A 20,229-nucleotide genomic window follows, 5' to 3' on the forward strand; every position below is an offset into this window, starting at 1 on the left:
ACGCCCGGCGCACCGTCTCGCCCCCGTGCGCCATCGCGGTCTCGACGGAGGTCTCTACCGATCGTGTCCATGTGTTCCCCGGCCCCCGGCACCCGACCGTGTGACGAGCGGCTGATGGTTCCCTGAACCAGGGGCGCGCCCTGACCGGTGGGCGCCGACCGTGTCGGGATCGGGCGCCGGGGACGCCCGCCGCCGGGGCGGGGGCGGGAGCCGCCGCGAGCGGGCCGTGGAGTCCGCGTGGGCGGTGCGGGCCTACATCAGCCGCAGCTGGCGGTCCTTGGGGCGGCGGCGGGCCGCCGACTCCTCGTCCACGGGCATCGTCAGCTCCCCGGGGACCGACGCCAGGAACGGCGAGGGCGCGCTGTCGGCCGCGGCGCCCCTGCGGGTGCGGCGCGCGGCCCGGGACAGGTACAGGCGCCGCTGTGCGCGCGTCAGGCCCACGAAGAACAGCCGGCGCTCCTCCGCCTCGGCCGCGGCGTCGCGGTCCTCACCCGGGAAGCGGAACGGCAGCACCCCGTCCTCGCAGCCGACCAGGAAGACCACCGGGAACTCCAGCCCCTTGGCGGCGTGCAGGGTCAGCAGGGACACCCGGTCGGCGCGCGGGTCCAGGGCGTCCACCTCGGCGCCCAGCGCCAGCTCCGCCAGGAAGCGCTCCAGGTCCGGCCCGCACCGGCGGGCCAGGGGCAGCACCAGCTCGCCCGCGGTCCGGGCGGCGGTGGCGGCCTCCTCGTCGCCCGCGGACCGCTCGGCGAGCGCCGCGGCCGCCGTGCGCACCCGGTCGGCGACCCCCTCGCCCGGCGTCAGCGGCAGCTCGGCGGCGAGCGCCCGCACCCCCGGCCGGGCGGACAGCCGGTCGTGCGTGCGCTTCTGGAACGGCACCCCGGAGGCGTCGAAGGCGCTCATCACCGCCTCGGCCTGCGCCGAGGTGCGGTAGAGCACGCAGATGTCGGAGAAGGAGAGCTCCCCATCGCCCTGTCCGTCGGCCCGGCCGCTGTCCAGCGAGTGCAGCGAGGTGCCGCCCAGCAGCCGGTCGATCGCCCGCGCCACGAACGCCGCCTCGGCGCGCTCGTCGGCGGCCGCGTGCACCCCGATGCGCGGGGGGTCGGAGAAGTCGCCGACCGCGCGCAGCTCGCGCCCGGGCACCAGCGACCCCGGGGCGATCGCCGCCACGGCGGCGTCCACGATGGTGGCGTTGGAGCGGTAGTTGCGGGACAGGCGCACCGCGGCGGCGCCCGGGTGGTCCTGCTCGAAGCGCAGGAAGTGGCCCACGTCGGCGCCGCGGAAGCGGTAGATGGCCTGGTCGGGGTCGCCGATGGCGGTGATGTCCCCCTGCGGGCCGCTGAGCAGCCGCAGCAGCGCGTACTGGGCCGGGTCCACGTCCTGGTACTCGTCGACGCTCACCGATGTCCAGCGGCGCCGGTAGGCCTCGGCCAGGCCGGGGTCCTCCGACAGCAGGCGCACGGGCAGGGCGACCAGGTCGGCGAAGTCCACCAGGTCGTGCTCGCGCAGCCGCTTGCGGTAGGCCTCCGCCTCCTCGTCGGGCTCTGCGGCGGGGGTGTCCCGGCGGGCCAGCAGCGCCCGCGCGGCCTTCTCGGACCCGGTGGCCTCCACGGCGACCTCCAGCGCCCGCTCGGCGTCGGCGACGCCGAACCGCTCACCGAGCCCGGCGCGCTCGTGCTGTTCGCGCAGGACCGTCAGGCCCAGCCCGTGGAAGGTGGTCACGGTGACGGGGTCGGCGTGCGCGCCGAGCAGGTCCTCCAGCCGCTCGCGGAGCTCGGCGGCGGCACGGCGGGTGAAGGTGATGGCCAGGCAGCGCTCCGGCGGCAGGCCGCGCTCGGCCACCTTGTGCGCGATGCGGCGGGTGAGCGTGCGCGTCTTGCCGGTCCCGGGCCCGGCGACGATCAGCAGGGGGCCGTCGGGGTGCTCGGCCGCGGCGCGCTGCTCGGGGTCGAGCCCGTCGAGGAGGCCCCGGCAGGACGGGTGGTCGGCACCGGGGCCGTCCGGGAACAGGGGCGGGGCGTCGGCGCCGCCGTCCGCGGGCGCCTTTCCGGAGGCAGGGCCCGTGGGGGAGGGGGGCGCGGAGCCCGCGGAGGCCTCGGAGGCCTCAGAGGCCTCGCAACCGGGCTCGTCGAAGAGGAGCGCGGGGGCGGAGGCCTCCCGCGTCCCGGGGTGACGGCCGCCTGAAGGCGCACCGGTCCGGGAATCCGGCGTCCCCTGCGCCTTCCTCCGATCCTTGCGCTCCTCCTTCTGCGGCTCCGTCTCGGCGCCCGGGGCGCCCGGGGCGCCGTCCGCCCCCGCCGTCGGCTTCGCGCCGCTGTCGGCAGCGCCACCGGCGGGGCCACCGGGGCCGACCGTGCCACCGGTGCCGCCACCGCCGCCCGTGGGCACGTCGAACAGGGCCGCCTCGGCCGGGGCGGCCAGCTCCTCGGGGCGGAACATGCGGATCACGCCGTACTCGCCGTCGAACCCGGCGTCCCGGATCACCTCGTCGCGGCGGAGCCGGGCCACGGCCTCGCCCAGCCGCTCGCCGCCGTGCCGGCGCACCTCCTCCAGCGGGCTGCGGGTGAGGATCTCCAGCTCCGGGCCGAGCGCGGCGACCAGCCGGTCCACCTCGCCGCGGACCCGTTTGCTCTTGGGACCCACCCCGACGATCTCGCTCACCATCTCCGGCAGCGGGACCAGGCTGGTGAAGCCGGCCGCGCCCTGCGGGCGGTACCCCTCGGGCCGCGCGGCCAGCTCGCGCACGCGGTGGGCGACCCCGACCGTCAGCGGGCGCCCGCACTCCGGGCAGCGGCCGTCCAGGCCCCGGGTGGCCTCCGGTTCCAGCCGCACCCCGCACTTGCGGTGCCCGTCCATGTGGTACTTGCCGTGCTCGGGGAAGAACTCAACGGTCCCGCGGTAGCCCTGGCCGGTCTCCAGGGCGCGCCGCACCGCGTAGTAGTCCAGGTCGGTGTCGAAGCGGGTGGCCTCCCGCGCCAGCATCGGCGGGGAGTGCGCGTCGGAGTGGCTGACCTGGGTGTAGCGGTCCAGCGTCGGGACGGTCCAGTTCATCGCCGGGTCGCTGGAGAGCCCCGTCTCCACGGCGAAGACGTGGTCGGCCAGGTCGGCGTAGCAGTCCTCCACCCGGTCGAAGCCGGACTTGGAGCCCAGGACCGCGAACCAGGGCGTCCACACGTGCGCGGGGACCAGGTAGGAGCCCGGGTCGCTGGACAGGGTGATCTCCAGCAGGTCGCGCGAGTCCAACCCGAGGATGGGCCGGCCGTCGGAGGCGAGATTGCCGATGCGGGCCAAATCGGCGGTGATCGCCTCGGCCGCCTCCATGGACGGGGCGTAGAGCAAATGGTGCACCTTTCGGGTGCGTTCGCCCCTTTTATAGATGGTGGAGATCTCCACGGAGAGCATGAAGCGCGGCGGTTTCCGACATGCGGGCGGCAGGGTGCGCAGCACCCGGCGCTCGATTTCGGGCGCCAGCCGGAACAGCCCCGGCTCGGCCGGGACCAGGTGCGAGCGCAACTCCTCGCGCCACGCCGGGTGAGTGAAATCACCGGTGCCGACCACGTCGACGCCCTTGCGCGCCGCCCACCAGGCGAGGTGTTCCAGGTCGCAATCCCTGCTGCACGCCCGCGAGTACTTGGAGTGAATATGCAGATCGGCGTGGAACTCCACGACAGGTCCTTCCCACCAATGCCCGCAGTGGCAGGGCGCGGGCGATCCCGAAGCCGCCGCGCGATGGCGGGCGCGGCCGCCGGTGCCACCATCCCACAACCGCGGACCGCCGATGCACCATATGCGAGCCCGCGTTCGGCCGGTGTAAAGAGCCGGGTAATCTTGCCGGTGCCATGGAGAACCCGCACCCCCGGTTCCCGCTCCGGGCCGTGGGGGAGAGGAGGGCTCTGATATACCGGCGGTGACCGCTTCGGGGTCAAACGCTACGAAGAGTCGTCAATTCGGTCCCGATTCGGCTGCGACACCCGTGGTTAAGGGAGATCGGGAACGCATCACCGTCCCGGCGCGTTATCCGTCCGCCGCCATACCGATGCCGTAATGGGCCCGCCGGGGGCGTGCGGCACCGACAGGTCCGCCGAGGTGTCTATGATGTCGGGGTCCCCACCCGTCAATCCCGGGTATCGCGGGGCGTGCGCGCCGGTTGCCGCGCTTGCGGCCCAGGCGGAGGCCGCCGACCCTCTCCGTGGGGTAATTGCTGCATAAAGTAACAACAAGGAAGGGTGTGCGTCCGATGGGCGACGTTTTGTCGGCGCTGATCCCCCCCGCTGTTGTCGCGACGGTCTTCTGTACGTTCGTCGTCAAGCTGCTCCGCAAGGAGATGGCGCCCCGGACGTCGGACGGCAGGCTGGTGAGCGAGGCCCGGGCCGATGCGGCCGCGAGCGCCCCGCCCGATGCCGGGCGTCCGGCCGGAACCGGCGAGGAAGCCGCTGCGCACACGTGTCCGGAGGAGGACGGCTCCGCCGGGGAAGAGGGATCGGAGCGCCCGCGCCGGGACCGGTAGCGGGGCCGGGTGGCCGCCGTATACCGGCCCGTCGCAGGCGTGTCGCGGGCCCGAATCGGACGCCGCGGCGATCTTTTCCGCCCGGGGCGCGGACCTCGGCGATTTTCATCGCGTCGAGAATTGTCTTCCGTCCCGGGGGCGGATAGCTTTATATTCAGGTGCCGACGCACCGCACTGCTGAAAGGTCTACATCCATGGCACAAAAGGTTCAGGTGCTTCTCGTCGACGATCTGGACGGCGGAGAGGCCGACGAGACGGTCGCGTTCGGGGTCGACGGAACGAGTTATGAAATCGACCTGAGTACCGACAACGCCTCCAAGCTCCGCGAGCTCCTGGCCCCGTACGTGTCGGCGGCGCGCAAGGCCCCGGCCAAGACCGGGCGCAGCGGTCGGCGGCAGCAGCGCAGCGCCCCCAGCCGTGAGCGCAGCGCCGAGATCCGGGCCTGGGCCAAGGCCCAGGGCAAGCAGGTGAACGAGCGGGGCCGCATCCCGGCCGCGATCGTCGCCGAGTACGAGGCGGCGCAGGGCCGCTAGACCCCGGTCGCGGACCCTCCCCGGTCGGGTCCGACCCGGCCCGGGGAGCGCCGGGTCCGGCCGTGCGCCGGGCCGCGCGGGTGCGCCCGTGCGGCGCCGGGGCCGGGCCGGCGCGGCCCGGGGCGGCCCTGTTCGCTCAGAGCACATCCGAAGGAATGCACAGGCGGTCCGTGCGCCCCGCGAATGCGGAGGGCGCGCGGGCCGTTCGCTTGCGGCGTAGTCGGAACACCGAAGGCCCGATTGGTAGTTGGATGAGGGTGAACGCCCTATCGTCGGGGAAAGTCTCTGGCAACGATGGTCGGAGGCAACCGGACGATGCGGGTGCGTCCTCCGGTCGGCGGGTGTCCGGCGGCGCGGGGGACGGGTGCGGCAGCGCCCTCCGAGGGCTTTCACCCCCCGAAGGGCCGAAAAGCGGAAAAGCGTGAGGGTCGGAACTTCCGCCCCTGCCTGACCGCTCTGTGAGGAGCGACGAGACATGTTCGAGAGGTTTACCGACCGCGCACGGCGCGTGGTGGTCCTGGCCCAGGAAGAGGCCAGGATGCTCAACCACAACTACATCGGTACGGAGCACATCCTGCTCGGCCTCATCCACGAGGGTGAGGGCGTCGCTGCGAAGGCTCTGGAGAGCCTGGGGATCAGCCTCGAAGCGGTCCGGCAGCAGGTCGAAGAGATCATCGGCCAGGGGCAGCAGGCCCCCTCCGGCCACATCCCCTTCACCCCGCGCGCCAAGAAGGTCCTGGAGCTGTCCCTGCGCGAGGCGCTCCAGCTCGGCCACAACTACATCGGCACCGAGCACATCCTGCTCGGGCTGATCCGCGAGGGCGAGGGCGTGGCGGCCCAGGTGCTGGTCAAGCTCGGCGCCGACCTGAACCGGGTGCGCCAGCAGGTGATCCAGCTGCTCCACGGGTACCAGGGCAAGGAGCCGCAGGCCACCGGGGCCTCCTCGGAGTCGGCCCCCTCCACTTCCCTGGTGCTGGACCAGTTCGGCCGCAACCTGACCCAGGCGGCGCGGGAGAGCAAGCTCGACCCGGTCATCGGCCGGGACAACGAGATCGAGCGGGTCATGCAGGTCCTGTCCCGCAGGACCAAGAACAACCCGGTGCTCATCGGCGAGCCCGGCGTCGGCAAGACCGCGGTGGTCGAGGGGCTGGCCCAGAAGATCGTCAAGGGCGAGATCCCCGAGACGCTCAAGGACAAGCAGCTCTACACGCTCGACCTGGGCGCGCTGGTGGCCGGCAGCCGGTACCGCGGCGACTTCGAGGAGCGCCTCAAGAAGGTGCTCAAGGAGATCAAGACCCGCGGCGACATCATCCTGTTCATCGACGAGCTGCACACGCTGGTCGGCGCGGGCGCGGCGGAGGGCGCGATAGACGCCGCCTCCATCCTCAAGCCCATGCTGGCCCGGGGTGAGCTGCAGACCATCGGTGCGACCACGCTGGACGAGTACCGCAAGCACCTGGAGAAGGACGCCGCCCTGGAGCGGCGGTTCCAGCCCATCCAGGTCGACGAGCCCACCATCGCGCACACCATCGAGATCCTGAAGGGGCTGCGCGACCGCTACGAGGCGCACCACCGGGTCTCCATCACCGACAGCGCGCTGGTGGCCTCGGCCCAGCTGGCCGACCGCTACATCAGCGACCGGTTCCTGCCGGACAAGGCGATCGACCTGATCGACGAGGCCGGCTCGCGGATGCGCATCCGCCGCATGACCGCCCCGCCGGACCTGCGCGAGTTCGACGACAAGATCGCCGACGTCCGCAAGGACAAGGAGTCGGCCATCGACGCGCAGGACTTCGAGAAGGCCGCCTCGCTGCGCGACGATGAGAAGAAGCTGCTCAACTCCAAGGCCCAGCGGGAGAAGGAGTGGAAGGCCGGCGACATGGACGTCGTCGCCGAGGTGGGCGAGGAGCTCATCGCCGAGGTCCTGGCGGCCTCCACCGGCATCCCGGTCTTCAAGCTCACCGAGGAGGAGAGCTCCCGGCTGCTGCGCATGGAGGACGAGCTGCACAAGCGCGTCATCGGCCAGGAGGACGCCATCAAGGCGCTCTCCCAGGCGATCCGGCGCACGCGTGCGGGCCTGAAGGACCCCAAGCGCCCCGGCGGCTCGTTCATCTTCGCCGGCCCGTCCGGCGTCGGTAAGACCGAGCTGTCCAAGACGCTGGCGGAGTTCCTGTTCGGCGACGAGGACTCGCTGATCCAGCTCGACATGAGCGAGTTCATGGAGAAGCACACCGTCTCCCGGCTGTTCGGCTCGCCTCCCGGCTACGTCGGCTACGAGGAGGGCGGCCAGCTCACCGAGAAGGTGCGCCGCAAGCCGTTCTCCGTGGTCCTCTTCGACGAGATCGAGAAGGCCCACGGCGACATCTTCAACTCGCTGCTGCAGGTCCTGGAGGAGGGCCGGCTCACCGACGCCCAGGGTCGCAACGTCGACTTCAAGAACACGGTCATCATCATGACCACCAACCTGGGCACCCGGGACATCTCCAAGGGCGCGGCGATGGGCTTCGCCAAGGAGGACGACGAGAAGACCAACTACGACCGGATGAAGGCCAAGGTCCAGGAAGAGCTCAAGCAGAACTTCCGGCCCGAGTTCCTCAACCGCGTCGACGACGTCATCGTCTTCCACCAGCTGTCCGAGAAGGAGATCATCGACATCGTCGACCTGATGGTCGCCAATCTGGACGGCCGGCTCAAGGACCGCGACATGGGCCTGGAGCTGCGGTCGAACGCCAAGAAGGTGCTCGCCTCCCGCGGCTACGACCCGGTGCTGGGCGCCCGGCCGCTGCGCCGGACCATCCAGCGCGAGATCGAGGACCAGCTCTCGGAGAAGATCCTCTACAACGAGCTGCGGCCCGGACAGATCGTGGTGATCGACGCCGAGGGCGAGGGCGCCGACGCCCGGTTCACCTTCACCGGGGTGCCCAAGCCCGACTCGGTCCCCGACGCCCCGCAGGTGGAGGAGACCGCGGCGGGTTCGTCGGAGTAGCCCGGCACCAGCCGCACAGAGCGGCCGGGCCGCACCGCACCCGCCCGTCCCGTCCGCAGGAGCACCGTGGGCCCCGCCTCATCGAGGCGGGGCCCGCTTTCGTGTGCCCGGGGGCGGGCGCCGGGGGCCCAGGCGCGGTGCGGGTCCGGGCGCAGCTCAGGCCGGGGTGCCGCGCAGGCCGGGGGAAATCCGGCCGCGTGCCCTGAAGCCGGTGCGGTGTCCGATTCGGCGAAGGGGTGGCGTCGCCCGCGGCCCTGACCGACGATGATCACGACGCACCAGGGCCAGGGAGGGCATATGAAGCTGAGGTTCATCGGCACCACGTCCCAGGGCAGCGGCTGCCCCAGCCTCTACGAGACCGACGGCGGGGAGTACGTCGTGCAGGGGCGCCGGCTCACCGACCCCGAGGCCCTGGCCCAGGTGAGGAATGTCCTGGAAGGGGAAGAATTCGTCGTCGTACCCCGTGAGCTCCTGACACGATACGCCCCCAAGGAGTGACGTGGCGGACCTGATCCCCCCGGGCCCGGACCTCGACAGGCTCTTCCGGGACTGCCGCTTCACGGCCTGGCGCCTGGAGACGCGCCGCACCTACGGAGTGGCGGAGGAGGACGGGCCCTATCGGGAGTGGCTCGCCGGGCGCGATCCGGGGATCGGGTGGTTTCTGCCGTGGCTGGAGCTGGTGCGTGCCGAGACGGCGAAGGGCAAGCGTGTGGAGCGGGTCAGGCTGGTCGACGATCCCCCCTCGGACTACCTGAGGTGGGAGCTGTGGGGCACCCCCTACAACCTGGCCGCGGGGGAGGACATCCGCTACCTCCCGCGCGGCCACCCGGTGGTGGGGGAGCTGCCCGCCGATGACTTCTGGGTCTTCGACAGCTCCGCCGTGGCCCGGCTGCGCTTCGAGGGCGACCGGTTCGCGGGGGCCGTCCTCCTCCGGGAGCCCGAGGAGGTGCTCCGGGCCGTCCGGGCGCGCGACGCCGCGTGGCACCACGCGCTCCCCTACACCCGGTACCTGTCCACACTCATCCGATGAACGACTACCAGACGGCGCGGCACGCCCTCGGGAGGCGTCTGCGCGAACTGCGCACCGAGGCCGGCCTGTCCGGCCGCTCCCTGGCCGAGGCGCTGGACTGGGCGCCCTCGAAGGTGAGCAAGCTGGAGCACGGGCGCCAGACCGCCTCCTCGGCCGACCTGCGCGGCTGGGCGGCGGTCTGCGGCGCACCGGAGGCGGCGGGGGAGCTCATCGCCCAGCGGCGGGCCATGGAGACCCACTACGCGAGCTGGCGGCGCCAGCTCGCGGCCGGCACCCGCGCCCGGCAGCGGGCGTTCGGCCAGGACGAGAGCGCCTCGGGGCGCATCCGGGTCTTCGAGTCGGCGTGCGTGCCGGGGCTGCTGCAGACCCCCGAGTACGCCCGGCACATGCTGCGCCGCACGGTCGAGCTGCACCGCGCGCCCGACGGCGACGTCGAGGAGGGGGTGCGCGCCCGCATCCGCCGCCAGGAGGTGCTCTACCGGCCGCACCACCGGGTGGAGGTGCTGCTGTGGGAGCCGGCGCTGCGCATGCTGATCTGCCCGGAGGAGGTGATGGCCGGGCAGCTGGACCGGATCGCGGGGATGGTGGGCATGCGGGCGGTGGACATCGCGATCGTCCCCACCGGCGCGCGGGTGCGGGTGGTGCCCTCGCACGGGTTCTGGATCTTCGACGAGCGGCTCGTGATCGTGGAGACCATCGGCGCGGAGCTGCGCCTGGACGACCCGGAGGCGGTGGTGCCCTACCGGGCGGTCTTCGAGGCGCTGTCCGCGGCGGCGGTGCGGGAGGCGGCGGCGCACCGGCTGCTGGCCCGCATCCGCGGCGACCTGTTCCGCCCGAACGGCCGGTGAGGGGCGTCGTGAGAAATTTCGAGAAACCTCGGGGACGCCGGGAATGGCCGCGCCCTAGCGTCGTGCCCCGGACGGACCGGACCGGCGGGGCCCGCAGCCGCGGTCCGGCGGATCACGGTCGGCGGGCGCGGAGAGGGGGAGCGGTGGGTGCGGGGTGGTCCGGCTGGCGGTTCGGGACGCGGCGCGGCTTCTACAGCGGGGCGGAGGTCTACACGGCCTCGCGGCCGCACCCCGAGGCGCCGGGGCGCACCGAGGAGGTGGAGGCCGCCGACCGGGACGAGCTGGCCGCGGCACTGGAGGTGCACGCGCTGCTGGACGCGCTGCGCGCGCGGTACGGGCGCGACTGGTCGATCGGTGCGGAGGGGGCCACCGCGGGACGCCCCCGGTGGGTCTGGGCGGCGCCGCGGCGGCCGGGCCGGACCGCCCCCCGGCCGATGCAACCGGCGGAACTGGCCGCATGGCTCGACGAGCACGGCGGCGGTGAGGACGGCGGAGCGGACCCGGGGGCGGGCGGCGGCGAACGGGACGGCGAGAACGGCGGCGCGCGCGGAGGCGGGCCGGCGAGGGCCCTGGACGGCGACGGCCGACTTCCCCATCCAGGGCCTCCGCGGGCCCCTCGTCCACGCACCGGAGGCCGCTGACGAGGGCGCCCGCCCCGCCGGCTCCGCCCGCCCCCGTCGGCAAGGGCGCGCGGTCCCGGCGGAGGTCTAGCCGGGCAGGGCGTAGCGGCCGTCGTCCAGCGGGTCGATGAGGCCGTCGGCGATGAGGGCGTCCAGGGCGCGCTCGCGCTGGACCGGCTCGTCCCACACCGCGTCCAGGGCGGGCTTGTCCACGGGCCCGGGAGCGGCCCGCAGCACAGCCAGCAGGCGGCCGCGGACCTGGCGGTCGGTCCCGGCGTAGCGCTGTCCGCGGCGGGGCGGGCCGTCGTAGGCGGGGTGGCCGGCCGCCCGCCACGCGCACCGGTCGGCGATCGGGCAGTCGGCGCAGGCGGGGGAGCGGGCGGTGCACACCAGCGCCCCCAGCTCCATGACGGCCACGCTCCACCGGACCGCGGTGGGCGCGTCCGGCGGGAGCAGCTCCTCGGCCAGCGCCGTCTCGCCCCGGGTGGCGGCCTTCGGCGGGTACTGGACCCCCGTGACCGCCCGGGCCAGAACCCGGCGCACGTTGGTGTCCAGAACCGCGTGCCGCTGCCCGTAGGCGAAGCTCGCCACCGCGGCCGCGGTGTAGGAGCCCACCCCGGGCAGCGCGAGCAGTTCGGCGTGGTCGCGGGGCACCTCGCCGTCGTGGCGCTCGGTGATCGCCCGAGCGCACGCGTGCAGGTTGAGGGCGCGGCGCGGGTAGCCCAGGCGGTTCCACATCCGCACCGCCTCCCCGGAGGGCTCGGCGGCCAGATCGGCCGGGGTCGGCCAGCGGCGCATCCAAGCCTCCCAGGCGGGCAGCACCCGCACGACCGGGGTCTGCTGCAGCATGACCTCGCTCACCAGCACCGACCAGGGCGATGCCCCGTCGGCGCGCCAGGGCAGGTCGCGCGCGTTCCGCTCGTACCAGGCGAGAACCGCGGTGGAATAAGGGTTGTCGATCATGCCCATTCGTGGTCGGAATACGGCGGGTTGAGTATGTGACACGCCGGGGGAACCGGAATACTACGCCCATGGCGTCAAGTGCTGGACACCCGGGACCGGTCAGCCCCGGGACGTATTGGAAGCGGCGTGTCTTCGTACTGGTGGGCCTGCTGGCGGTGGTGACTCTGATCGCCTACGCCTGCCGCCCGTCGGCCTCCGATACCGACAACGCGGCCGGGACGTCCCCGGACGCCGCGCCGTCGGCGGAGTCCTCACCCAGTGTCGCACCGTCTCCGACGCCCAGCACCTCGTCCGACGACGGCGGCGACGAGGACGAGAAGGACGACGAGGACGGCGACGACGACTCCTCCGGGGACGGCTCCGGAGGGGACGCGGACGAGGGGTCCGGCGGCGACTCGGACTCCGAGGACGGCGGGGACGGCAAGGACGGCGAGGACGAGGAGTTCCCCGCGCCGAAGAAGGCGGGCGACCCCTGCCGCCCCTCCGACGTCGTCGTGACGGTGGAGACCGACAGGAGCGACTACGCCTGGGACGCCAAGCCGAAGATCGAGCTGACCGCCGTCAACACCGCCGAACAGACCTGCACCGTGGACCTGGGCCCCGAGGCCATGGAGGTGCGGATCACCTCCGGGGACGACCGGGTCTTCTCCACCGCCGATTGCGCGGAGCGCAAGGACGAGAACAAGGTCGAGCTGGAGCGCGGCGTCCCGGAGAAGAGCACGTTCACCTGGGACCGCAAGCGGTCCTGGAAGGACTGCCGGGACGGCGACGTCACGGCGAAGCGCCCCGGGACCTACGTGGCCGCCCTGGAGGGCGACTACTCCTCCGGCAAGGAGCGGGAGCGCCAGGTCTTCCGCCTGAACTGAGCCCGGATCGTCGAGGGGCCGGGGTTGCCGCCGGGCGCGCTGATGGGCGTCCGCGGCCGTCTGCCGCCGCAGGCCCGGAAGCCGGTTCGCGCCGCGTGTCCGTAGGGAACGCGGTGCGCTCCCCGCACCCCGGCCCGCGCCGGAGGCGGCGGACCCCGCCTCCTCCGGCGCCGCGGTCCTGCACGGCCGGCCGAGCGAGAAGCCGGGCGGTTCCCCGGCCGCCCGATTCACCCGATTCCGCGTTGATCTCGGGAAAAACGACCCTAAAAACGGGCGGGAAGGGTCGCTTTTCCCGAGATCAACGAGAGAACCAGGCAAGCCGGGCGGCCGACCCGGCGCGCCGCCTGCCCGGACCGCGAGAGGCTCGGCGGCCGACCGGGGTGCCCGGGGAATCGCCCGGTCTCCTCGTCGTTGCTGCTTTCTCCCTTGCACCGCAGGGCCCCGCCGCCCGGCAAGCAGGCCGGAGCGGGCTGCGGGGCCGAGGTCCGCCTCGGACTGGCCGCCCCACGGTCCCCGGTCGTCACGGCCGGGGACCGTGGCCGGGCGGTTTCCGGTTCCGGAGCGTGCGCGGTCAGGCCGAGCGGCGGCGCCGGGCGGGCAGGGCCGTGGCGAGGGCCTCGGACACGTCGTCCACCCCGACCACCTCGATGCCCTCGACCGGCACCTCGCTGTGCCGGGGGACGATGGCCCGGGTGAAGCCCAGTCGCTGCGCCTCCATCAGGCGGCGCTCCACGCCGTCCACGGCGCGCACCTCCCCGGCCAGGCCCACCTCCCCCAGGGCGGTCAGGCCTCGGGGCAGCGCCTCGTCCCGCGCCGAGCCCGCGACCGCCAGCGCCAGGCCCAGGTCGACCGAGGGCTCGCCCAGCCGCACCCCGCCCACCGTGGACAGGTACACGTCGGCGTTGGCCAGGCGCACCCCGGCCCGCCGTTCCAGCACCGCCAGCACCATGTTCACCCGGGCCTGGTCCAGCCCGGAGGTGGCCCGCCGCGGCTGCGGCAGGTTGGTGGGGGCCACCAGCGCCTGCACCTCGGCGATCAGCGGGCGGCGCCCCTCCAGGGTGACCGTCACACAGGTGCCGGGGACCGGCTGGTCGCGCCGGGTCAGGAACAGGCCGCTGGGGTCGGGCATGCCGATGATCCCGGCCTCGCCCAGGTCGAAGCAGCCGATCTCGTCGGTGGGGCCGTACCGGTTCTTGACCGCGCGCAGCATCCGCAGCCGGGAGTGGCGGTCGCCCTCGAACTGCAGCACCACGTCGACCAGGTGCTCCAGCAGGCGCGGCCCGGCGATCGAGCCGTCCTTGGTGACGTGCCCGACCAGCACCGTGGCGATGCCGCGCTCCTTGGCGATGCGGATCAGCGCCCCGGCCACCTCCCGCACCTGGGTCACGCCGCCGGGCACGCCGGACACCTCGGGGGCGCTCATCGTCTGCACCGAGTCCACGATGAGCAGCGAGGGGGCGACCGCGTCCACGTGCGAGGCGACCGCGCCGACGGTGGTCTCGGCGGCGAGGAAGAGCTTGGGGGAGAGCGCGCCCAGCCGCTCGGCGCGCAGCCGCACCTGGCCGGTGGACTCCTCCCCGGTGATGTAGAGGACCGGCCCGGTGTCCGCGCAGAGCGCGGCGACCTCCAGCAGCAGCGTCGACTTGCCGACCCCGGGCTCCCCGGCCAGCAGCATCACGCCGCCGGGCACCACCCCGCCGCCGAGCACCCGGTCCATCTCGTCCAGCCCCGTGGGGGAGGCGTGCGCGGACTCCACGTCGATCTCGGTGATCGGGCGCGCGGCGGTCGCCACCCGGGTGGGGGCCACGGCGGTCGCGGCGGGGGACCCGGCCTCCTCGACGGTGCCCCAGGCCTGGCACTCCCCGCACCGGCCCACCCACTTCAGGGTGGTCCAGCCGCACTCGCCGCACCGGAACGTACTCTTCGCGCTCTTCGCCATGACTGCACGCTAGCCCCTCGGGGCGACAGGGCGGGCCCGGTTTCACCCCGCTGTGGACGGCCGTGGACGGGGCCGCCGGGGACCCGGCACGGAAGCGGCACGGATCCGGAACCAGGCGGCCGACCGGTGAGTCACACCGGGCGAGGCAGGGCCGGGCGCGGGCAGGGGCGTCCGGCGGGCGCACCCGGGGGCGGGAGGCGCGGACGAGGCACTTGGGAGGGACGGCCGTGGAACCACCGATGAGCACCCTGGTCCGCAGGGCGGTCACGGCGCTCGCCTGTGCGGGCGCCGTGACCGCCGCGTCCGCGTGCGGACTGGTCGCCTACGTCAAGGACGGCGAGCTCCCGCCCGACCGGGACGGACCGGCCGCCTCCGCTCCGGAGCCGACCGCCTCCCCGACGCCCGATCCGTCCGCCCCGGCGGACGGCGGCCCGACGGACGGCGCGTCCCCGGGGGCGACGCCGGGCGGGGCCTCGCCGGCCGGGGAGTTCCGCGACGGGCCGGTCCCGGCCGAGGAGCCGTCCTTCGACGAGGGCAGCCTCGGGCCCGCACCGCCCCCGGGCGACTTCACCGCGTCGGTGGAGTACGAGATCAAGCGGTTCGTCAACGCGTTCGGCATGGAGTACGACCCGGAGTCGTCCGTGGAGTGCGGGGAGCTGCGCGCCGAGGAGGGCGCCACCGGGAGCTGCGACGCGACCTACGCGGGCCACCGCGCGGTGTTCGAGGTGACCGTCACCGGCCCGGACGCCTTCGAGTACGAGACGGGCCGGCTCCCGGTGTCGCGGGAGGCGGTCGAGGAGCGCTACCGCTACCGCACCGGGCAGGAGCGGGTCCGCTGCGACATGGAGGAGTACGCGATGGTCACCTCCGCCTCCAGCGGCATCGTGTGCGCGTCGGCGGCCGGCGACCGGGCGCAGGTGGAGGTCTCCTCGGACGGCTCGGGCGTGGCCTTCGACGAGCGGTGAGGTGCGGCGCCCTCAGTACTCGCGCCACCAGAGGTTGACCGCGTAGTCCACCTCCAGGCCGGGGTGGGAGGCGGTGATCTCGGCGGCCAGCGCGGGCGGGAACTCGATGCCCGCCACGGCCTCGAAGTCGGCGCGGCGCTCGAACCGCCACCGGATCTCCAGCGGTTCCCGGACGAACCCCTGGGCGGCCCAGAAGCGCTCGACGTCGTCGGGGTCGTAGCGGGGCAGGAAGCGGCGGAACCAGGAGCCGAAGGTGCTGCGGGTGGCGTCGTTGTCGATGATGAACGCGGCCCCGCCGCGGCGCACCACCCGGGACAGCTCGCGCAGGCCGGGCTCGCAGCCGCGGCCGAAGAAGTAGGCCCAGCGGGCGTGGGCCACGTCGACCGAGGCGTCGGGGACCGGCAGGCGCTGCGCCACCCCGGTGCGCACGGCGGTGTTCTCCAGACCGGCGGTGCGGGCGCGGGCCGCGGCGGCCAGCTCCCCGTGCGGCTCGACCCCGGTCACCCGGTCCGCCGCGGCGGCGAAGCCCGGCAGGTAGTACCCGGTGCCGCAGCCGATGTCGAGCACGTGCGCGCCGGCCAGGGGGCGGATGCGCTCCATGGCGGCGGCGATGCGCCCGTCCGGGTCCACCGCCGCGTTCTCCAGCTCGTAGACCCGGGGGCTGTTCCAGATGTTGGGGCTGGGGATCGCCCCCTGAAGTGCGGCTCTCACCCCGGGCAGGCTAGCCGCGCCGCGGGGGGCCGGGCGAATCCGGCCGCCCACCGCATAGGGTTGACCGGGTGAGCGCTATCGAGGTCCCCGACGCGCCGGTGGTCCTGTCGACCGCCTCGGTCTTCCCGGAGAAGACGCCCGCCGCCTTCGAGATCGCCGCCGAGCTCGGCTACGACGGCATCGAGGTCCTGGTCTCCTCCGACCCGGTCAGCCAGGACACCGACATGCTGCGCCGGCTCTCCGACTACCACGGCGTCCCCGTCACCGCGGTGCACTCCCCGTGCCTGATCTTCACCCAGCGGGTGTGGGGGCGCGACCCCTGGGAGAAGCTGGTCCGCTCCAAGTCCATGGCCGAGGCGCTGGGCGCCACGGCGATCGTGGTGCACCCCGCCTTCCGCTGGCAGCGCGAGTACGCCCGGGCCTTCGAGGAGGGCATCGCCCGCATGCAGGAGGAGACCGACGTGGTCTTCGCCGTGGAGAACATGTACCCGGTCCACATGGGGGACCGGGAGGTGGTGCCCTACGCCCCCAGCTGGAACCCGCTGGACCGGGACTACCCGGACGTCACCCTGGACCTGTCGCACACCGCGATGTCGCGTTCGGACGCCATGGACATGGCCAAGCGGCTGGGCGGGCGGCTGTCCCACGTGCACCTGGCCGACGGGGTCGGCGGGCAGAACCTGGACGAGCACCTGATCCCCGGGCGCGGCACCCAGCCCTGCGCCGAGGTGCTGGAGCACCTGGCCACGACCGGCTACGACGGGCAGATCGTGCTGGAGGTCAACACCCGCAAGGCGGCCGACCGCGAGGCGCGCAAGCTGGAGCTGGCCGAGGCGCTGGCGTTCAGCCGGCTGCACTTCGCGGGCGCCTCGGACGGCGGGACCGGGCGCGGCGGCTCCGCGGGGGCCAGTCGCTCCGAGGGCTCCGAGGGGCCCGGCCGCCCGGACCGGCGCGAGCGGATCGCGCTGCGCCGGCGCGCCCCGGCCGCGCCCGAGCGCACCTTCGTCGTCGACCCCGGCGGCACGGCCGAGGAGGAGGGGGCGGACGGGCGCTGACCCGCCGCGGCCGCCCCGCGGGGCGTAGGCTCGAAAGGGGAGAGGGCCGTCCACCCGGGAGGCGTGTCGTGGTGTTCAGACGTACCGTTCTCGCGGCCGCCGGAAGCGGGCGGCTCCGGTCCGCCGCCGAGGGCTCCGGCGCCACCCGGGCCCTGGCCGGGCGCTTCATCGCCGGGGAGACGCTCGACGACGCCGTGCGCACCGTGCGCGCCCTGGCCGCCGCGGGCCTGTCCGCCACCGTCGACCACCTCGGCGAGGACGTCGACCACCCGGCCCGGGCCGGGGCGGTCGCCCGCGCCTACGGCGTGCTGCTGGAGCGGCTCGGGGAGGAGGGCCTCACCGGTACCGCCGAGGTGTCGGTCAAGCCCACCGCGGTCGGCCTGGGGCTCGGCGGCGAGGGGGAGGCCCTCGCCGAGGAGAACATCGCGCGCATCTGCGCCGCCGCGGAGGAGGCCGGGACCACCGCCACCCTCGACATGGAGGCCGAGTGGACGGTGGCGCCGACGCTGCGCATCGCCGACCGCCTCCGCGCGCGCCACCCCGGCCTCGGCATCGTCCTGCAGAGCCGCCTGCGGCGCACCGAGGACGACGTCCGCCGGTACGCCGCCCTGCCCGGCGCGCGCGTGCGCCTGGTCAAGGGCGCCTACGCGCCGTCCCCGGACGCCGCCCACCGGACCCGCGGCGCCGTCGACGCCGCCTACGTGCGCTGCCTGCACACGCTCATGGCCGGACCGGCCCGCCCGCTGGTCGCCACCCACGACCCCCGCCTGATCGCCATCGCCCGCACCCTCGCCCTGCGCCACGGCCGCGCCCCCGGCGACCACGAGTTCCAGATGGTGTACGGCGCGCGCCCCGCCGAACAGGAGCGCCTGGCCGGGCTCGGCGAGCGGGTGCGGGTCTACGTCCCCTACGGCCGCGAGTGGTACGGCTACCTCCTGCGCCGCCTCGCCGAGCGCCCCGCCTACGCCGCCTTCGCCGCACGCTCCCTGCTCACCCGGTCCTGAGGCCGGGCCCGCACCCGCGTTCGGGAGGGACGCGTCACGCTGCGTTCCGTGACCGGCCTACAGTGGAATGCGTCCGAAAGGGTGAGTGGATGATCGCGATCATTGGCGCGGGCAAGATGGGCGAGGCGCTGCTCGCCGGCCTGCTGAGCACCGGGCACGGCCCGGACGACGTACTGGTCACCGAGCCCCGTGAGGAGCACGCCGCCGAACTGCGCGAGCGCTACGGGGTGCGCACGGTCCCGGCGGCCGAGGCCGCGGGCGCCGACGCGCTGGTCCTGGCGGTCAAGCCGCAGGACATGGTCGACCTCCTCGACGGGCTGAGCCCCTACGTCGGCGGGGGCACCACGGTCGTCTCCGTGGCGGCCGGCATCACCACCGCGGTGCTGGAGAAGCACCTGGGCGACGGCGTCCCGGTGGTGCGGGCCATGCCGAACACCCCGGCGCTGGTCGGCAAGGGCATGACCGCGATCACCGGCGGCCGCGCCGCCGACGAGGGCCACCTGGAGCGCGCCGAGCGGCTGCTGCGCGCGGTCGGCGAGGTGGAGGTCGTCGCCGAGCGGCACATGGACACCGTCACCGCCATCTCCGGCAGCGGCCCGGCCTACTTCTACTTCATCGCCGAGACCATGGTCGAGGCCGGCGTGGCCATGGGCATGCCCCGCGCCACCGCCCAGCGCCTGGTGCGCCAGACCATCTCCGGCGCCTCGGCGATGCTCGGCGAGTCCGGCGAGCACCCGGTGGTGCTGCGCGAGGCCGTCACCTCCCCGGGCGGCACCACCGCGGCCGCCGTGCGGGAGCTGGACCGCCACGGCGTGCGCACCGCCTTCACCGACGCCATCGAGGCGGCCCGGGACCGCAGCCGCGCGCTGTCGGAGGGGTGAGCACGGGGACGGGTGCGCGCCCGGATCGCACCGCTGCGTCCGGATGTGCTTGAGTATGTGTGTCACCGGACACACGCGTGGACCGCACCAACGCCAGGGGGAGGGCGCATGGCCTGTTCGCTGCACGTCGCCTGGGACGACGGGCTGACCGGCTACAACTTCGGCCCCGAGCACCCGCTCAACCCGGTGCGGGTGGAGCTGACGATGGCGCTCGCCCGCGAGCTCGGCGTGTTCGACGCCCCCGGCATCTCCTTCATCCCGGTCGAGCCGGCCTCCGACGACCTGTTGAAGCTCGTCCACGACCCCGGCTACATCGAGGCGGTCAAGCGGGCCGGGCGGACCCTGGAGCCGGACGAGGCGCACTCCCTGGGCACCGCCGACAACCCGGTCTTCCCGGACATGCACGACGCGGCGTCGCTCGTGGCGGGCGCCTCGGTGGCCGCGGCCCGCGCCGTGTGGCAGGGCGAGAGCGAGCACGCCGCCAACATCGCCGGCGGCCTGCACCACGCCATGCCCGGCAACGCCTGGGGCTTCTGCGTCTACAACGACGCCTCGCTGGCCATCGCCTGGCTGCTGGAGCAGGGCGCCAAGCGGGTCGCCTACGTCGACGTCGACGTGCACCACGGCGACGGCGTGCAGGCCATGTTCTACGACGACCCGCGGGTGATGACGATCAGCCTGCACGAGTCGCCGCTCACGCTCTTCCCCGGCACCGGCCGCCCCTCCGAGAGCGGCGGCCCGGGCGCCGAGGGGTACTCCGTCAACGTCGCGCTGCCGGCCGGCACCGACGACGCCCGCTGGCTGCGCGCCTTCGACGCGGTGGTGCCGCCGCTGCTGCGCGAGTTCCAGCCCGAGGTGCTGGTCACCCAGCACGGGGCGGACGCGCACGCGCTGGACCCGCTGGCCAACCTGATGCTCAGCCTGGACGGCCAGCGCCGCGTCTACCGGGAGCTGCACGAGCTGGCCAAGACCACCGCCGGCGGCCGCTGGGTGGTGCTGGGCGGAGGAGGCTACGAGCTGGTGCAGGTCGTGCCGCGGGCCTGGACCCACCTGCTGGCCGAGGCCGCCGGGGGCGGGGTCGACCCGGAGGCGGCCACCCCCGAGGAGTGGCGCGGGCTCGTGCGCCGGCGCACCGGCGACGTTCCGCCGCTGTACATGACCGACGGACGCACCCCCCGGTTCACCCCGTTCGAGGCGGGCTTCGACCCCGCCGACCCGGTGGACCAGGCGATCCAGGCCACCCGCAGGGCGGTCTTCCCCAGCCAGGGGATCGACCCGAGCCTGTAGCGCACGCACGAGAGGGGACCACGGACCGGGCCGA

17 protein-coding genes are annotated in these 20,229 nt (G+C 74.2%); 13 read left to right on the forward strand and 4 right to left on the reverse strand.

The features are described from left to right. Window positions 1-252 precede the first annotated feature (252 nt). Window positions 253-3,666 carry a UvrD-helicase domain-containing protein gene (locus tag C892_RS0115660; protein ID WP_017557979.1) on the reverse strand — a complete coding sequence of 1,138 codons (3,414 nt, stop codon included), beginning with the start codon at window positions 3,664-3,666 and terminating at the stop codon, window positions 253-255. A gap of 571 nt (window positions 3,667-4,237) precedes the next feature. Between C892_RS0115660 and C892_RS29030 the strand changes: the two genes are divergently transcribed. The 7 genes from C892_RS29030 (at window position 4,238) to C892_RS31845 (ending at window position 10,545) form a co-directional block, all read left to right on the forward strand. Continuing rightward, window positions 4,238-4,507, forward strand: a complete 270-nt coding sequence (locus C892_RS29030) for a hypothetical protein (protein WP_017557980.1) — start codon at window positions 4,238-4,240, stop codon at window positions 4,505-4,507. Window positions 4,508-4,701: 194 nt separating this feature from the next. After that, window positions 4,702-5,040 (forward strand): histone-like nucleoid-structuring protein Lsr2, encoded by a 339-nt coding sequence (locus tag C892_RS0115670; protein WP_026124390.1) that lies wholly within the window; start codon window positions 4,702-4,704, stop codon window positions 5,038-5,040. Between the two features lie 475 nt (window positions 5,041-5,515). Next, entirely contained in the window at window positions 5,516-8,026 is a 2,511-nt protein-coding gene (locus C892_RS0115675; protein WP_017538121.1) for an ATP-dependent Clp protease ATP-binding subunit, read from the forward strand. Between the two features lie 297 nt (window positions 8,027-8,323). Beyond that, on the forward strand, window positions 8,324-8,524 hold the full coding sequence (locus C892_RS0115680; RefSeq protein ID WP_017557981.1) for a hypothetical protein: 201 nt from the start codon (window positions 8,324-8,326) through the stop codon (window positions 8,522-8,524). A gap of 1 nt (window position 8,525) precedes the next feature. After that, window positions 8,526-9,056 (forward strand): DUF6879 family protein, encoded by a 531-nt coding sequence (locus C892_RS0115685; protein WP_017557982.1) that lies wholly within the window; start codon window positions 8,526-8,528, stop codon window positions 9,054-9,056. Then, window positions 9,053-9,904, forward strand: a complete 852-nt coding sequence (locus C892_RS0115690; RefSeq protein WP_017538118.1) for a helix-turn-helix domain-containing protein — start codon at window positions 9,053-9,055, stop codon at window positions 9,902-9,904. Before C892_RS0115685 ends, C892_RS0115690 begins: the two co-directional genes overlap by 4 nt. Before the next feature lie 143 nt (window positions 9,905-10,047). Then, window positions 10,048-10,545, forward strand: coding sequence for a hypothetical protein (locus tag C892_RS31845; protein ID WP_083934394.1), 498 nt, complete (start codon window positions 10,048-10,050; stop codon window positions 10,543-10,545). A 66-nt stretch (window positions 10,546-10,611) separates the two neighbouring features. Here C892_RS31845 and C892_RS0115700 read toward each other — a convergent pair whose 3' ends face one another. Next, complete coding sequence (locus C892_RS0115700; protein ID WP_017557983.1) at window positions 10,612-11,487, reverse strand: iron-sulfur binding domain-containing protein; 876 nt, start codon at window positions 11,485-11,487, stop codon at window positions 10,612-10,614. A gap of 140 nt (window positions 11,488-11,627) precedes the next feature. Here C892_RS0115700 and C892_RS0115705 point away from each other — a divergent pair, with 140 nt between their 5' ends. Beyond that, entirely contained in the window at window positions 11,628-12,353 is a 726-nt protein-coding gene (locus C892_RS0115705; protein WP_017557984.1) for a hypothetical protein, read from the forward strand. Between the two features lie 571 nt (window positions 12,354-12,924). Here the strand turns inward: C892_RS0115705 and radA are convergent. Then, complete coding sequence (gene radA, locus C892_RS0115710; protein ID WP_017557985.1) at window positions 12,925-14,292, reverse strand: DNA repair protein RadA; 1,368 nt, start codon at window positions 14,290-14,292, stop codon at window positions 12,925-12,927. A 239-nt stretch (window positions 14,293-14,531) separates the two neighbouring features. On the opposite strand from radA, the gene C892_RS0115715 reads away from it, so the two are divergent. Next, entirely contained in the window at window positions 14,532-15,257 is a 726-nt protein-coding gene (locus C892_RS0115715; RefSeq protein WP_239647406.1) for a hypothetical protein, read from the forward strand. Between the two features lie 12 nt (window positions 15,258-15,269). Here C892_RS0115715 and C892_RS0115720 read toward each other — a convergent pair whose 3' ends face one another. Further along, complete coding sequence (locus tag C892_RS0115720; RefSeq protein WP_017557986.1) at window positions 15,270-15,887, reverse strand: class I SAM-dependent methyltransferase; 618 nt, start codon at window positions 15,885-15,887, stop codon at window positions 15,270-15,272. 149 nt (window positions 15,888-16,036) lie between these two features. Here C892_RS0115720 and C892_RS0115725 point away from each other — a divergent pair, with 149 nt between their 5' ends. The 4 genes from C892_RS0115725 (at window position 16,037) to C892_RS0115740 (ending at window position 20,195) form a co-directional block, all read left to right on the forward strand. After that, window positions 16,037-17,023 (forward strand): sugar phosphate isomerase/epimerase family protein, encoded by a 987-nt coding sequence (locus C892_RS0115725; protein WP_017557987.1) that lies wholly within the window; start codon window positions 16,037-16,039, stop codon window positions 17,021-17,023. Between the two features lie 68 nt (window positions 17,024-17,091). Then, window positions 17,092-18,027, forward strand: a complete 936-nt coding sequence (locus C892_RS0115730) for a proline dehydrogenase family protein (protein ID WP_017557988.1) — start codon at window positions 17,092-17,094, stop codon at window positions 18,025-18,027. Between the two features lie 89 nt (window positions 18,028-18,116). Then, window positions 18,117-18,908 carry a pyrroline-5-carboxylate reductase gene (proC, locus tag C892_RS0115735; protein ID WP_017538110.1) on the forward strand — a complete coding sequence of 264 codons (792 nt, stop codon included), beginning with the start codon at window positions 18,117-18,119 and terminating at the stop codon, window positions 18,906-18,908. A 108-nt stretch (window positions 18,909-19,016) separates the two neighbouring features. Continuing rightward, window positions 19,017-20,195 (forward strand): acetoin utilization protein AcuC, encoded by a 1,179-nt coding sequence (locus tag C892_RS0115740; RefSeq protein ID WP_017557989.1) that lies wholly within the window; start codon window positions 19,017-19,019, stop codon window positions 20,193-20,195. Window positions 20,196-20,229 lie beyond the last annotated feature (34 nt).

Origin of the sequence: Nocardiopsis baichengensis YIM 90130, assembly GCF_000341205.1 — a bacterium.
Taxonomy (GTDB): Bacteria; Actinomycetota; Actinomycetes; order Streptosporangiales; family Streptosporangiaceae; genus Nocardiopsis_A; species Nocardiopsis_A halophila.